Genomic DNA, 13,468 nt, shown 5'->3' with positions numbered 1-13,468 from the left:
GGATCCCCTCACTCCAGCGGCGGCCTTTTTGCTGTCCGGCAGGCCTTTCATCGCTGCGGCGAACGCAAATCCCCCGCTCCGACCAGGCGAAGCGGGGGATTCATGCGTTGCCGTCGAGGGCCTAGAAGGCGGCCTCGTCGAGCTCCATGATGTCATTGTCCAGCGTGTCGATGACCTCGCGGGTGCTGGTCAGCAACGGCAGGAAGTTCTTCGCGAAGAACGACGCCACCGCGATCTTGCCCTCGTAGAAGGACCGCTCATCGCCGCTGGCACCGGCATCCAGCGCCGCCACGGCGACCGCCGCCTGACGCTGCAACAGCCAGCCGATGACCAGGTCACCGACGCTCATCAGGAAGCGCACCGAACCCAGGCCCACCTTGTACAGGCTGGTCACGTCCTCCTGCGCCGCCATCAGGTAGCCGGTCAGCGTGGCCGCCATCGCCTGGACGTCGGTCAGGGCCTTGGCCAGCAGCTCGCGCTCGGTCTTCAGCCGGCCGTTGCCGGACTCGCTGTCGACGAACTTCTGGATCTGCTCGGACACGTGCGCCAGGGCCACACCCTTGTCGCGGACGATCTTGCGGAAGAAGAAGTCCTGCGCCTGGATGGCGGTGGTGCCCTCGTAGAGCGAGTCGATCTTGGCGTCCCGGATGTACTGCTCGATCGGGTAGTCCTGCAGGAAGCCGGATCCACCGAAGGTCTGCAGGCTCTCGGTGAGCTTGGCGTACGCCTGCTCCGAGCCCACACCCTTGACGACCGGCAGCATCAGGTCGTTGACCTTGACCGCCAGCTCGGCGTCCACGCCGTGGATCGCCTCGGCGACCGCCGCGTCCTGGTAGGTCGACGTGAACAGGTACAGCGCGCGCAGACCCTCGGCGTAGGCCTTCTGGGTCATCAGCGAACGGCGCACGTCCGGGTGGTGCGTGATGGTCACCCGCGGTGCGGTCTTGTCGGTCATCTGGGTCATGTCGGCGCCCTGCACGCGCGACTTCGCGTACTCGAGCGCGTTCAGGTAGCCCGTCGACAGGGTCGCGATGGCCTTGGTGCCGACCATCATGCGGGCCTGCTCGATCACCTCGAACATCTGCGCGATGCCGTTGTGCACCTCGCCGACCAGCCAGCCCTTGGCGGGGACGTCGTGCTGGCCGAAGCTCAGCTCGCACGTCGCCGAGACCTTCAGGCCCATCTTGTGCTCGACGTTGGTGACGAAGACGCCGTTGCGCTCGCCCAGCTCACCGGTCTCGAAGTCGAACAGGAACTTGGGCACGAAGAACAGCGACAGCCCCTTGGTGCCCGGTCCGGCGCCCTCGGGGCGGGCCAGCACCAGGTGGAAGATGTTCTCGAACAGGTCGCCGGAGTCGGCGGAGGTGATGAACCGCTTCACACCGTCGATGTGCCAGGAGCCGTCCTCCTGCTTGACGGCCTTGGTCCGCCCGGCGCCCACGTCCGAACCGGCGTCCGGCTCGGTGAGCACCATGGTCGAACCCCAGCCGCGCTCAGCGCAGATGACGGCCCACTTCTTCTGCTCCTCGGTGCCGAGGTGGTACAGGATGTTGGCGAAGCCTGCGCCGCCGGCGTACATCCACACGGCGGGGTTGGCGCCGAGCAGGTGCTCGTGCAGCGCCCACACCAGCGCCCGGGGCATCGGCATGCCGCCGAGCACCTCGTCGATGCCGACCTTGTCCCAGCCGGCCTCGATGACGGACTGGACCGACTTTTTGAAAGATTCCGGCAGCGTCACCGAGTGCGTCTTCGGATCGAACACCGGCGGATTGCGGTCACCCTCGACGAAGGAGTCGGCGACCGGCCCCTCGGCCAGCCGGCTGATCTCGTTCAGCATTTCTTGGGCTGTGTCGGCGTCCAGGTCGGCGTATTCGCCCTGGCCCAGCGCCTTGTCAACGCCCAGAACTTCGAACAGGTTGAATACCTGGTCGCGGACGTTGCTCTTGTAGTGGCTCACTACGGTCCTCCTCGTTGAGAATGCCACTTGTGGTTGGGTACTAGGTCTAAGTTACCCACCAGTAACAAGACCTAAAATATCGCTCGCGTCAGTGGGATGCAAGTCAATGTGAGCTAGATTTCATTGCCTAATTAACCAACCGGTTGGGAAGCTGCTGGTCATGCCGTTGAAATCCGATCTACCTGCGGCGATGATCCACACGTGACCGGTGTGCGCGGCGTCACTGCGCCGCCCGACGAGGTGCCGACGGTGGACCTGCGGGCCGATGCCGCGCTGCTGCGCCGCGGGCTGCGGGACGCCGGCCACGAGGTGGGCTTCTTCTATCTGACCGGTCACGGGGTGGCGCCGGACCTGGTGGGACGGATGCTGGACGCGGCGCGCCGGCTCTTCGAGCTGCCCCAACCCGACAAGGACGCCATCGCGATGGTGCGCAGCCCCCATTTCCGCGGCTACACCCGCCTCGGCGGCGAGCTGACCCGCGGCGAGGTGGATTGGCGTGAGCAGATCGACGTCGGACCGGAGCGCACCCCGATCGATGGGCTGGACAAGGCGGACTACCGGTGGCTGCAGGGCCCGAATCAGTGGCCGGCCGCGCTGCCGGAGCTGCCCGGGATCATCGAGGAGTGGGACGCCGCGCTGTCCGCGGTCGCGCGCACCCTGCTGCGACACTGGGCGGCCTCGCTCGGCAGCCCGCCCGGCGTGTTCGACGCGTCCTTCGCCGACGCGCCGGCCACCCTGATCAAGATCATCCGGTACCCGGCCCGCGCGGAAAGCGCGCAGGGCGTGGGCGCCCACCGCGACTCCGGGGTGCTCACCTTGTTGCTGGCCGAGCCGGGCAGCACCGGCCTGCAGGTCCGGCGCGGCGGCGGGAAAGGAGGCCATCCCGATGACGGCTGGATCGAAGTGCCGCCGCGCGAGGGGGCGTTCATCGTCAACATCGGCGAGCTGCTGGAGGTGGCCACCCGCGGTTACCTGCGGGCCACCGAGCACCGGGTCAGCCTGCACGGGCAGGCCGGGGACCGCATCTCGGTGCCCTACTTCTTCAATCCGCGCCTGGACGCACAGATACCCGTGCTGTCGCTGCCCGACGAGCTCGCGGCACGGACCGATGAACACTGGACACCGTCGCACGATCCGGCCGACCCCATGTTTTCGGTCTACGGGCGCAACGCCTGGAAGAGCAGGCTGCGGGCCCATCCGGATGTGGCCGCGGCGCACGGATATTCGGCAGATCGCTTAGAAAACGGCTGAGGGTGGCCGTGCCGGCGCGACCGGCGCCGGGTAGGGTCACACACGAAAATCCCGTCTCCGGCTCTAGGGGCGAATAAGTCCGGTGAACTCGAACAACAAGCTGACAGCGTCGTCGCTGCGGGAGGCCTTCGGTCACTTCCCGTCCGGTGTGGTAGCGATCGCCGCCGAGGTGAACGGAACCCGGGAAGGCCTGGCGGCCAGCACCTTCGTCCCCGTCTCGCTGGACCCGCCGCTGGTGTCGTTCTGCGTGCAGAACACCTCGACGACCTGGCCCAAGCTCAAAGACCTGCCGATGCTGGGCATCAGTGTGCTCGGCGAGGCGCATGACGAGGCCGCGCGCACGCTGGCCGCGAAGACCGGCGACCGGTTCGCGGGTCTGGAAACGGTCTCCCGGTCCTCCGGTGCGGTGTTCATCAAGGGCACCGGCCTGTGGCTGGAAAGCGCGATCGAGCAGCTCATTCCGGCGGGCGATCACACCATCGTGGTGTTGCGGGTCAACGAGGTGACCGTGGACGCCGAGGTGGCGCCCATCGTGTTCCATCGCAGCGTGTTCCGCCGCCTCGGCGCCTAATCGACTCGCTGAGCCGTCGACCTGCTACGGGCGGTGGCCCAGTTCCTCCCGAAAGCCCTGAATGCGGCTCTCGAGTTCGGCGGCGTCGGTGTACCGGCCTTCCTTGTTCGCGAGCTGAGCGCGTACCGACAGCTGGCGGATCGCCGTGCGAATGTTGTTGATGCTGGCGGTTTCTCGCATGGGTTTCATGAACTGCCTTTCCGGTCGTGGACAGACGACCGCACGCGGCGGCCCGACAGGATGCAGTGTGGTTACCCGAGTCCCGCGGCGGCCTAACGTGCCGCGGCGCGACGTCGCCGAGCGTGAAGTCAGTCGCACGTTGAGCGCCGAATGTGAAGGTAGCTTCACATTCGAGCCGCAAGGCCGCGCGCGATCAGCGGCGGAACAGCTTGTTACCCAGCCACACGACCGGGTCGTACTTGCGGTCGGCGACCCGCTCTTTCATGGGGATCAGCGCGTTGTCGGTGATCTTGATGTTCTCCGGGCAGACCTCGGTGCAGCACTTGGTGATGTTGCAGTAGCCCAGACCGTGCTCGTCCTGGGCGTCGTTGCGCCGGTCGCGGGTGTCCAGCGGGTGCATTTCCAGCTCGGCGATCCGCATCAGGAACCGGGGACCGGCGAACGCCTTCTTGTTCTCCTCGTGGTCGCGCACCACGTGGCAGACGTTCTGGCACAGGAAGCACTCGATGCACTTGCGAAATTCCTGCGAGCGCTGCACGTCCTCCTGCGCCATCCGGTACTCCCCGGGCTGCAGGTCCTTGGGCGGCGCGAAAGACGGTATCTCGCGGGCCTTTTCGTAGTTGAACGAGACGTCGGTCACCAGGTCGCGGATCACCGGGAACGTGCGCAGCGGCGTGACGGTGACGACCTCGTCCTCGGCGAACGTCGACATCCGGGTCATGCACAGCAGCCGCGGCTTGCCGTTGATCTCCGCCGAACAGGAACCACACTTGCCCGCCTTGCAGTTCCACCGGACGGCCAGATCGGGCGTCTGGGTCTGCTGCAGGCGATGGATGATGTCGAGGACGACCTCGCCCTCGTTGACCTCGACCGTGAAGTCCTGCAGACCGCCGTCGGCGTCGTCGCCGCGCCACACCCGCATCGTCGCGTTGTAGGTCATTTGCCACTCCGTCCTGGGTGCCCGGCGAGTTCTTCGTCGGTGTAGTACTTCTCCAGCTCGGCGATGTCGAACAGCTCCAGCAGATCGGGCCGCATCGGCGTCTGATCCTTCTTCGTGATGGTGATCTCGGGGATCACCTCGTCACCGCCGCTCGCCTCGCAGACCAACAGCACCTTGCGCCACGACGAGTCCATCGCCGGGTGGTCGTCACGGGTGTGCCCGCCGCGGCTCTCGGTGCGCTGCAGCGCGGCCTTGGCGACGCACTCGCTGACCAGCAGCATGTTGCGCAGGTCGATGGCCAGGTTCCAGCCCGGGTTGTACCGGCGCTGCCCCTCGACGTGCAGGTTCTTGAACCGCTCGCGCAGCTTGTTGAGCCGCTCGAGGGCCTCGGTGATCTCTTCCTCCTTGCGGATGATGCCGACCAGGTCGTTCATCGACTGCTGCAGCTCGAGCTGCAGGGTGTACGGGTTCTCCGCGGCCGCGCCGTTGGCCGGCGCCTCGAAGGGCGACAGCGCCCGCTTGGCCGCCGCGTCCACGGCGTCCTCGGCGATCGTCGGCCGGCTGCTCAGGGCACGCACGTAGTCGGCCGCACCCAGACCGGCACGCCGGCCGAACACCAGCAGGTCCGACAGCGAGTTGCCGCCCAGCCGGTTGGACCCGTGCATGCCGCCGGAGCATTCACCCGCGGCGAACAACCCGGGGACGGTGGCTGCGCCGGTGTCGGCGTCGACCTCGACGCCACCCATCACGTAGTGGCAGGTCGGCCCGACTTCCATCGGCTCCTTGGTGATGTCGACGCCGGCCAGCTCCTTGAACTGGTGGTACATCGACGGCAGGCGGCGGTTGATCTCCGCGGGGGTCAGCCGCGAGGCGATGTCCAGGAAGACGCCGCCGTGTGGGCTGCCGCGGCCGGCCTTGACCTCGGAGTTGATCGCGCGCGCGACCTCGTCACGCGGCAGCAGGTCGGGGGTGCGACGGGCCGAGTCGTTGTCCTTGAGCCACTGGTCGGCCTCTTGCTCGGTCTCGGCGTACTGGCCCTTGAACACCGAGGGGATGTAGTCGAACATGAACCGCTTGTCGTCGGAGTTCTTCAGCACCCCGCCGTCACCGCGGACACCCTCGGTGACCAGGATCCCCTTCACGCTCGGCGGCCAGACCATGCCCGTCGGGTGGAACTGGACGAACTCCATGTTGATCAGCGACGCGCCCGCCCGCAGGGCCAGGGCGTGGCCGTCGCCGGTGTACTCCCACGAGTTCGAGGTGACCTTGAACGACTTGCCGATCCCACCGGTGGCCAGCACCACCGCGGGCGCCTCGAACAGGATGAAGTTGCCGCTTTCGCGGATGTAGCCGAACGCGCCGGCGATCGCGTCGCCGTCCTTGATCAGCTCGGTGATCGTGGTCTCGGCGAACACCCGGATCCGGGCTTCGTAGTCGCCGAGCTCGGCGAAGTCCTCCTGCTGCAGCGAGACGATCTTCTGCTGCATGGTGCGGATCAGTTCCAGGCCGGTGCGGTCACCGACGTGGGCCAGCCGCGGGTAGGTGTGCCCACCGAAGTTGCGCTGGCTGATCTTGCCGTCCTTGAGGCGATCGAACAGTGCCCCATAGGTTTCCAGCTCCCAGACCCGGTCGGGGGCTTCCTTGGCGTGCAGTTCGGCCATGCGCCAGTTGTTGAGGAATTTCCCGCCGCGCATGGTGTCGCCGAAGTGGGTCTTCCAGTTGTCTTTCGGGTTGGTGTTGCCCATGGAGGCCGCGCAACCACCCTCGGCCATGACCGTGTGGGCCTTGCCGAACAGGGACTTGCACACCACCGCAACCCGCAAACCCCGTTCGCGCGCTTCGATAACCGCGCGCAGTCCCGCGCCGCCGGCACCGATCACGACCACGTCGAACGTGTGCCGCTCGATTTCAACCATGAAACCCTCGCTAGCTAAATCTGTGATTTATTTCGAAATGGCTTGTCAGCCAACAAACCTGAGGTCAGGAATGGTGCCGCTGGCCACCAGTGCGATGTAGAAGTCGGTGAGCATCAGGGTGCCCAGCGTGATCCAGGCGAACAGCTTGTGGCGGGTGTTGATGACGCTGACCTGGGTCCAGATCCAGTACCGCACAGGGTGCTTGGAGAAGTGCTTGAGCCGCCCGCCGGTGACGTGCCGGCAGGAGTGGCAGGACAGCGTGTAGACCCACAGCATGATGACGTTGCCGAGCAGGATCAGATTGCCCAGACCGAAGCCGAATCCGCCCGGGCCGCTGTCGGAGTGGAACGCGACGATCGCGTCGTAGGTGTTGATCACCGAGATGATGCCGGCGATATAGAAGAAGTACCGGTGGGTGTTCTGGATGATCAGCGGGAACTTGGTCTCGCCGGTGTAGTGCACGCGAGGCTCGGCCACCGCGCAGGCGCTGGGCGACTGCCACACCGTGCGGTAGTAGGCACCGCGGTAGTAGTAGCAGGTCAGACGGAACAGCAGCAGGAACGGCAGCGACAAGGCGGCGTACGGCAGCCACCATACGTCGGGCAGGAACTGCGGCCAGATGTCGCCGGCCTCACCGCAACCCTTGCTCACGCAGGGCGAGTAGAACGGTGTCAGGTAGTGGTATTTGGGAACGAAGAAGTAATCCTGTTGGAACGCCCGCGCCGTCGCATAAATAATGAATGCGGCGAAGCCTAGATCGATCCGCAGCGGCGACATCCACCACCGATCGGTGCGCAGGGTGCGTTGCGGGATACGGGCGCGCGTGGGTGAAAAGACACCGGACGCAGGACGGTTCGCCGTGGGTGCGCTCATTTAGTGTGTTCCTCTTCGAACGGGCTGTAGGTCGAAGGGTACACAGAACCAAGCCCCCCTTTTCTGGGGGGCTTGTGTTGTTCGACGTTGGTCAGGACCTGTTGTGACCGCCGACACCCTCGTCGTCGACGTCGCGCCAGAATTCGCTGTCGTATTGGGTGTCGGGAATGACGATCTTCTCACCGGACTGCTGCACGGTGGCGCCCGCCAGGTCCAATTCGGACACGTCGGTGTCGAGCAGGTCGACGTCGGACAGGATGCGGTCGGCGTCGATGACGATGCGCCGCATGGCCGGGCTGTCACCGTATCGGGCCCGTAGGGAGCTCACGCACCGCCGCAGGCCGCCGATGAGGTCGTGTAGTTCGGCGAATTCGGTCGTGCCAGTCGTGCTCGGCGTGCGAGTCAAAGGATCTCCTCGGCAGTGTTTCGGATCACAGTACGCCCTCGATACTATCCACCGCACACGCCAGACGTCAGGTCGTTGGGCCGGGATGCCGAGGGAGCAAACACTTATGACGGGACGCGCCACACCGGCCGAGCGGGCCGCCGCGCTGCTGGAACTGCACCGGCCGGGCAACCCGGTCATCCTGCCGACCGTGTGGGATGCCTGGTCGGCCCGGCTGGCCGCCGGCGCCGGATTCGCCGCGCTCACCGTGGGCAGCCATCCGATGGCGGACTCGATCGGCAAACCGGACAACGAGGGCATGTCGTTCGACGATGTGCTCACCCGGGTCGCGCAGATCACCGCCGCGGTCGACGTCCCGGTGTCGGTGGACATCGAATCCGGCTACGGCCAGCGGGCGGGCCGGCTGATCGAGGGCCTGCTCAGCGCCGGGGCCGTGGGGTGCAACATCGAGGACAGCGTGCACTCGGAGGGCAAGCGGCTGCGGTCCGCCGACGAACACGCCGATCTGGTCGGCGAGCTGCGGTCGGCCGCTGACGCGGCCGGGGTACACGTCGTCATCAACGCCCGGACCGATCTGTTCCTGCGCCAGGACGGCGAGGCCTCCGATCGCGTCGAGCGGGCGGTGGACCGACTGAACAAGGCCGCCGCCGCGGGCGCCGATGTCCTCTATCCGGTGGGCCGCCACGACCCCGACACGTTGCGGCGCCTGACGGCGGAGTTGCAGCGGCCGGTCAACGCGATCGCGCTGCCCGATCAGGACGACCCGGCGTCCTTCGGTCCGCTGGGCGTCGCGCGGATCAGTTTCGGGCCCTTCTTTCAGGCCGCGCTGGCGGCCCACGCCAAGGAGCTGCTGGCCCGCTGGGGCTGATGCGATGAATCCGGCGGAGCCGTTGCGGCTCCGCCGGATTCGCCGGCCGGTATGCGTCCGGACGGGCCGGAGATTATTTGGTGATCGCGATGCGCTGCGCCTGGCTTCCGGCGTACGCACCGGTGACCCGCACGGTCAGCACGCCCGCGTCGTAGCTCGCCGTGATGGCGTCGCCGGTGACGTGGGCGGGCAGCTGGAACGACCGGCGGAACGATCCGTACCGGATCTCCCGAAGCGTGCGGCCTTCCTTCTCTTCGGCGTGCTCGTCGCGGTGTTCGCCGTGGATGACCAGGCGGCCGCGGTCGACCTCGACCTTGACGTCCCGGTCGACGTCAACGCCCGGGAGTTCGACCCGTACGATCGCGTCGTCGCCGTCCTTGACGATCTCGGCGGCGGGCCGCAAACCGCTGGTCGCCGGGGTGTTCCAGTCCGCCGCGGCGGCGGGGCCGAAAAAGTCGCGCAACCACCGGTCGGTGTCCCAGGCCGGTCGCGACCACAATGCGAGGTTGCTCATGACGCTTCCCTTTCCATTCCTTGAGCTTCATTGTGAAATTCCTGTGACCGGCGCCTGCGCGACCGGCTACTACGACAAACATGAGTCGACCACGCTTAAGTTCCACCTCGCCGTTCGCCGGCAGTGAACGATCAATCACATCGGTTCCTGTGAGTTGTGAGATCCTCGTCATAGGACCGTCACATTGGGCGAGAAGAACGTAATTTCCGGCCGTTACTCTCAAAGCCATGTCTGCAGACGGGATTTCGCGCGCCAGCTGTGCGCCTCGTCACATCATCGTAGTCGGACATGGCATGGTGGGGCACCGGTTCGTCGAGGCGCTGCGCGCCCGTGACACCGAGGGACTGTGGCGCATCACGGTTTTCGCCGAGGAGACCAACGCGGCCTACGACCGCGTGGGGCTGACCTCGTACACCGAAAGCTGGGATCGCAAGCTACTGGCCTTGCCCGGCAACGAATATGAGGGTGACGAGCAGGTCCGGCTGGTGCTCAACCAGCGCGTTACTGAAATAGACCGCGCGACAAAGGCGGTGGTCACCGCCGACGGTCAGCGGCACGGCTACGACACCTTGGTCCTGGCGACCGGGTCGTACGCCTTCGTGCCGCCGGTGCCGGGTCACGATCTGCCCGCCTGTCACGTCTACCGCACCCTTGACGACCTCGACGCCATCCGCGCCGACGCCCAGCGCACGGTGGAAACCTCACACGCCGCCGCGGGTGTGGTGATCGGTGGCGGCCTGCTCGGGCTGGAAGCCGCTAATGCGCTGCGCCAGTTCGGGTTGCAGACCCATGTCGTCGAGATGATGCCGCGGCTGATGGCCCAGCAGATCGACGAGGCCGGCGGCGCGCTGCTGGCCAGGATGATCGGCGAGCTCGGCATCTCGGTGCACGTCGGCACGGGCACCGAATCGATCGAGTCGATCGAGCATGCGGACGGCTCCACCTCGGTGCGCGTGAGCCTGACCGACGGCCAGGTCATCGACGCCGGTCTGGTGATCTTCGCGGCCGGCATCCCGCCGCGCGACGAACTGGCCACCGCGGCTGGGCTGGACCGCGCCGAGCGTGGCGGCGTGCTGACCGATGTGGCTTGCCAGACAAGCGATCCCGACATCTACGCGATCGGTGAGGTCGCGGCGATCGGCGGGCGCTGCTACGGCCTGGTGGGCCCGGGCTACACCTCCGCCGAGGTGGTGGCCGACCGGTTGCTCGACGGGGTCGCGGAGTTCGGCGAGGCCGACCTGTCCACGAAGCTCAAGCTGCTCGGTGTCGACGTGGCCAGCTTCGGCGACGCGATGGGGACGACCGAGAACTGCCTCGAGGTTGCCATCAACGACGCGGTCAACCGGACCTACGCCAAGCTGGTGCTCTCCGACGACGCCAAGACGCTGCTCGGCGGCGTGTTGGTCGGCGACGCCTCCTCCTATGGCGTGCTGCGACCCATGGTCGGCAGCGAGCTGCCCGGCGACCCGCTCGCGCTGATCGCGCCTGCCTCCTCCGGCAGTAGCACCGCGTTGGGCGTTGGAGCGCTGCCGGATTCGGCGCAGATCTGCTCCTGCAACAACGTCACCAAGGGCGATCTGAAGTGTGCGATCGCCGACGGCTGCGCGGATGTCCCGGCGCTGAAGGCGTGCACCTCGGCCGGCACCTCGTGTGGGTCGTGCGTCCCGCTGCTCAAGCAGCTGCTGGAGGCCGAGGGCGTGGAACAGTCCAAGGCCCTGTGCGAGCACTTCAGCCAGTCGCGCGCGGAGCTTTTCGAGATCATCTCCGCCACCGAGATCCGGACCTTCTCCGGTCTGCTGGAGCGCTTCGGCCGCGGAAAGGGTTGCGACATCTGCAAACCCGTGGTCGCCTCCATCCTGGCTTCCACCGGGTCGGAGCACATCCTCGAAGGCGAGCAGGCCTCGCTGCAGGATTCCAACGACCACTTCCTGGCCAACATCCAGAAGAACGGCAGCTACTCGGTGGTGCCCCGGGTGCCCGGCGGAGACATCAAGCCCGAGCACCTGATCCTGATCGGCCAGATCGCCCAGGATTTCGGGCTCTACACCAAGATCACCGGCGGTCAACGGATCGACATGTTCGGCGCCCGGGTCGACCAACTGCCGGAGATCTGGAAGCGCCTGGTCGACGGCGGCATGGAGTCCGGCCACGCCTACGGCAAGGCGTTGCGCACGGTGAAAAGCTGCGTGGGTACCGACTGGTGCCGTTACGGGCAGCAGGATTCCGTGCAGCTGGCCATCGATCTGGAACTGCGCTACCGCGGCCTGCGGGCGCCGCACAAGATCAAGATGGGCGTCTCGGGCTGCGCGCGGGAATGCGCCGAGGCGCGCTCCAAGGACGTGGGCGTCATCGCCACCGAAAAGGGCTGGAACCTCTACGTCGGCGGCAACGGCGGTATGACGCCCAAGCACGCGCAGCTGTTGGCCAGCGATCTGGACACCGAAACGCTGGTCCGCTATGTCGACCGGTTTGTCATGTACTACATCCGGACGGCCGACCGGCTGCAGCGCACGGCGCCGTGGGTCGACTCCCTCGACGGCGGCCTCGACCACGTGCGCGAGGTGGTGTGCGACGACTCGCTAGGCCTGGCCGCCGAATTCGAGGCCGCAATGGAGCGGCACGTCGAGAACTACAAGTGCGAATGGAAGGGCGTGTTGGACGACCCGGACAAGCTGTCGCGGTTCGTTTCGTTCGTCAACGCCCCGGATGCCGTCGACTCGACGGTGGCATTCACCGAGCATGCCGGGCGCAAAATCCCTGTGTCCATTGGTATGCCGCGGGTTCGTACAGCGACAACTCCGGAAGAGTGAGGAAGGGATCATGACACTTCTCAACGACATTGCGGTGTGGACCCACGCTTGCGCTTACGACCACCTCATTCCGGGTCGCGGCGTCGGCGTGCTGCTCGACGACGGCTCCCAGGCGGCGCTGTTCCGGCTCGATGACGGCTCGGTGCACGCTATCGGCAACGTCGACCCGTTCTCCGGGGCCGCGGTGCTGTCACGCGGGATCGTGGGCGACCGGGACGGCCGCGTCACGGTGCAGTCGCCCATCTTGAAGCAGGCCTTCTCGCTCGAAGACGGTTCGTGCCTGGATGATCCGACCGTCTCGGTGCCGGTGTACCCGGTGCGGATCACCGCCGACGGCTACGTCCAGATCGCGCGGGACTACCAGCAGCGGGCCGCCTGATCCCGACCCCGGTTCACCGGGTGATGTCGCCGACCAGGTAGCGCTGCATCGTCGGCCCGATCGCGTCGACGATCGCGTCCACCGACATGGAATGCAGCGGCTCGGAGCGGATGCCGTAGCGCATGATGCCCAGGCCCACCAGTTGTGAGGCGCACAGCGAGGCGCGCAGGGCGACCTTGTCGGCCCCCAGCATTTTCAGCAGCGGGCCAAAGACCGGGCCGACGAACATGTTTTGCACGATCTCGGCGGTCTTCGCCATCCCCGTCGACGCGATGGCGCTGGCCGCGAACGGGCCGCCACCGGCGGCGTCCCAGGTGGTGATCAGCGTGCGCAGGGTCCGCCGGCCCACCTGGTTGACCCCGCCGGTGACCATCCGGTCGATGAATTCCGGTGTGCCGAAGGGCAACCGCAACATCTTGGCGACCGGGTCGAGGATCCCACGCGACGGCTCTTCGCGACGGGGCATGGTGCCAGGATCACCCGTCTGCGGGCAAAGATCAAGGAACGCCGGGCACCGGCGTGGCTGGACGGTGGGCGTTTGGCGCTACGGCACCGAGCGCACGGCGCGGCCGCGGGCCAGCTGATGCGGGCTCGACCGGCGCGATGCGTGCCGGGCGGTGGGGGCAAGCACCGGCGGCAGGGCCCGCCGGAACCTGTTGGCGACCAGGCGCGCGAGCCCGGGATGGGTGCCCAGCGGTTCGCTGACCAGGTCGGCGCCACAACCGTGCAGCCGTTGCTGGAACAGGCCGTCGGCCAGCAGGTATGAGGCGACCACGACACGGCTACCGGCGCGGCGCGCGCGG

General features: G+C 66.9%; 13 protein-coding genes and 1 pseudogene. 5 read left to right on the top strand and 9 right to left on the bottom strand.

Annotation, left to right across the window (positions count from 1 at the left end):
- Positions 1-121 precede the first annotated feature (121 nt).
- Positions 122-1,957 (bottom strand): acyl-CoA dehydrogenase, encoded by a 1,836-nt coding sequence (locus A5624_RS11575; protein ID WP_066866207.1) that lies wholly within the window; start codon positions 1,955-1,957, stop codon positions 122-124.
- A 210-nt stretch (positions 1,958-2,167) separates the two neighbouring features.
- Here A5624_RS11575 and A5624_RS11570 point away from each other — a divergent pair, with 210 nt between their 5' ends.
- Together A5624_RS11570 and A5624_RS11565 are read left to right on the top strand one after the other, a co-directional pair.
- Complete coding sequence (locus A5624_RS11570) at positions 2,168-3,208, top strand: isopenicillin N synthase family oxygenase (protein WP_066866209.1); 1,041 nt, start codon at positions 2,168-2,170, stop codon at positions 3,206-3,208.
- Between the two features lie 82 nt (positions 3,209-3,290).
- Positions 3,291-3,779 carry a flavin reductase family protein gene (locus A5624_RS11565; protein ID WP_066866205.1) on the top strand — a complete coding sequence of 163 codons (489 nt, stop codon included), beginning with the start codon at positions 3,291-3,293 and terminating at the stop codon, positions 3,777-3,779.
- A gap of 24 nt (positions 3,780-3,803) precedes the next feature.
- Here the strand turns inward: A5624_RS11565 and A5624_RS28580 are convergent, their stop codons facing one another.
- From A5624_RS28580 to A5624_RS11545, 5 genes are all read right to left on the bottom strand, one after another.
- Entirely contained in the window at positions 3,804-3,968 is a 165-nt protein-coding gene (locus A5624_RS28580) for a hypothetical protein (RefSeq protein WP_197499390.1), read from the bottom strand.
- Between the two features lie 184 nt (positions 3,969-4,152).
- Positions 4,153-4,899, bottom strand: a complete 747-nt coding sequence (locus A5624_RS11560) for a succinate dehydrogenase/fumarate reductase iron-sulfur subunit (protein ID WP_007768969.1) — start codon at positions 4,897-4,899, stop codon at positions 4,153-4,155.
- Positions 4,896-6,815: a fumarate reductase/succinate dehydrogenase flavoprotein subunit gene (locus tag A5624_RS11555; RefSeq protein WP_066866203.1), complete on the bottom strand. Its 1,920-nt coding sequence runs from the start codon at positions 6,813-6,815 to the stop codon at positions 4,896-4,898. The genes A5624_RS11560 and A5624_RS11555 overlap by 4 nt, the downstream gene beginning before the upstream one ends.
- A gap of 45 nt (positions 6,816-6,860) precedes the next feature.
- Positions 6,861-7,688, bottom strand: coding sequence for a hypothetical protein (locus tag A5624_RS11550; RefSeq protein WP_066866201.1), 828 nt, complete (start codon positions 7,686-7,688; stop codon positions 6,861-6,863).
- Positions 7,689-7,779: 91 nt separating this feature from the next.
- Positions 7,780-8,094: a hypothetical protein gene (locus A5624_RS11545; protein ID WP_066866199.1), complete on the bottom strand. Its 315-nt coding sequence runs from the start codon at positions 8,092-8,094 to the stop codon at positions 7,780-7,782.
- Positions 8,095-8,200: 106 nt separating this feature from the next.
- Here A5624_RS11545 and A5624_RS11540 point away from each other — a divergent pair, with 106 nt between their 5' ends.
- A complete protein-coding gene (locus tag A5624_RS11540) occupies positions 8,201-8,962 on the top strand; it encodes an isocitrate lyase/phosphoenolpyruvate mutase family protein (protein WP_066866196.1) in 762 nt (253 codons plus the stop codon).
- A 73-nt stretch (positions 8,963-9,035) separates the two neighbouring features.
- On the opposite strand, the gene A5624_RS11535 is transcribed toward A5624_RS11540, so the two are convergent.
- Positions 9,036-9,476, bottom strand: a complete 441-nt coding sequence (locus A5624_RS11535; RefSeq protein WP_066866194.1) for an Hsp20/alpha crystallin family protein — start codon at positions 9,474-9,476, stop codon at positions 9,036-9,038.
- A gap of 227 nt (positions 9,477-9,703) precedes the next feature.
- Here A5624_RS11535 and nirB point away from each other — a divergent pair, with 227 nt between their 5' ends.
- Together nirB and nirD are read left to right on the top strand one after the other, a co-directional pair.
- Positions 9,704-12,286 carry a nitrite reductase large subunit NirB gene (gene nirB / locus A5624_RS11530; protein WP_082990543.1) on the top strand — a complete coding sequence of 861 codons (2,583 nt, stop codon included), beginning with the start codon at positions 9,704-9,706 and terminating at the stop codon, positions 12,284-12,286.
- A 10-nt stretch (positions 12,287-12,296) separates the two neighbouring features.
- Positions 12,297-12,665 carry a nitrite reductase small subunit NirD gene (gene nirD, locus A5624_RS11525; protein WP_066866190.1) on the top strand — a complete coding sequence of 123 codons (369 nt, stop codon included), beginning with the start codon at positions 12,297-12,299 and terminating at the stop codon, positions 12,663-12,665.
- Positions 12,666-12,678: 13 nt separating this feature from the next.
- Here the strand turns inward: nirD and A5624_RS11520 are convergent, their stop codons facing one another.
- Together A5624_RS11520 and A5624_RS11515 are read right to left on the bottom strand one after the other, a co-directional pair.
- A complete protein-coding gene (locus tag A5624_RS11520; RefSeq protein WP_066866188.1) occupies positions 12,679-13,131 on the bottom strand; it encodes a hypothetical protein in 453 nt (150 codons plus the stop codon).
- Positions 13,132-13,209: 78 nt separating this feature from the next.
- Positions 13,210-13,468, bottom strand: a pseudogene (locus A5624_RS11515) (sirohydrochlorin chelatase); the annotation flags it as partial.

This window comes from Mycobacterium sp. 1482292.6, from assembly GCF_001672995.1.
Taxonomy (GTDB): Bacteria; Actinomycetota; Actinomycetes; order Mycobacteriales; family Mycobacteriaceae; genus Mycobacterium; species Mycobacterium europaeum_A.
Note: the sequence above shows the minus strand (reverse complement) of the source record. Positions and strands in the feature narration are given on the sequence as shown.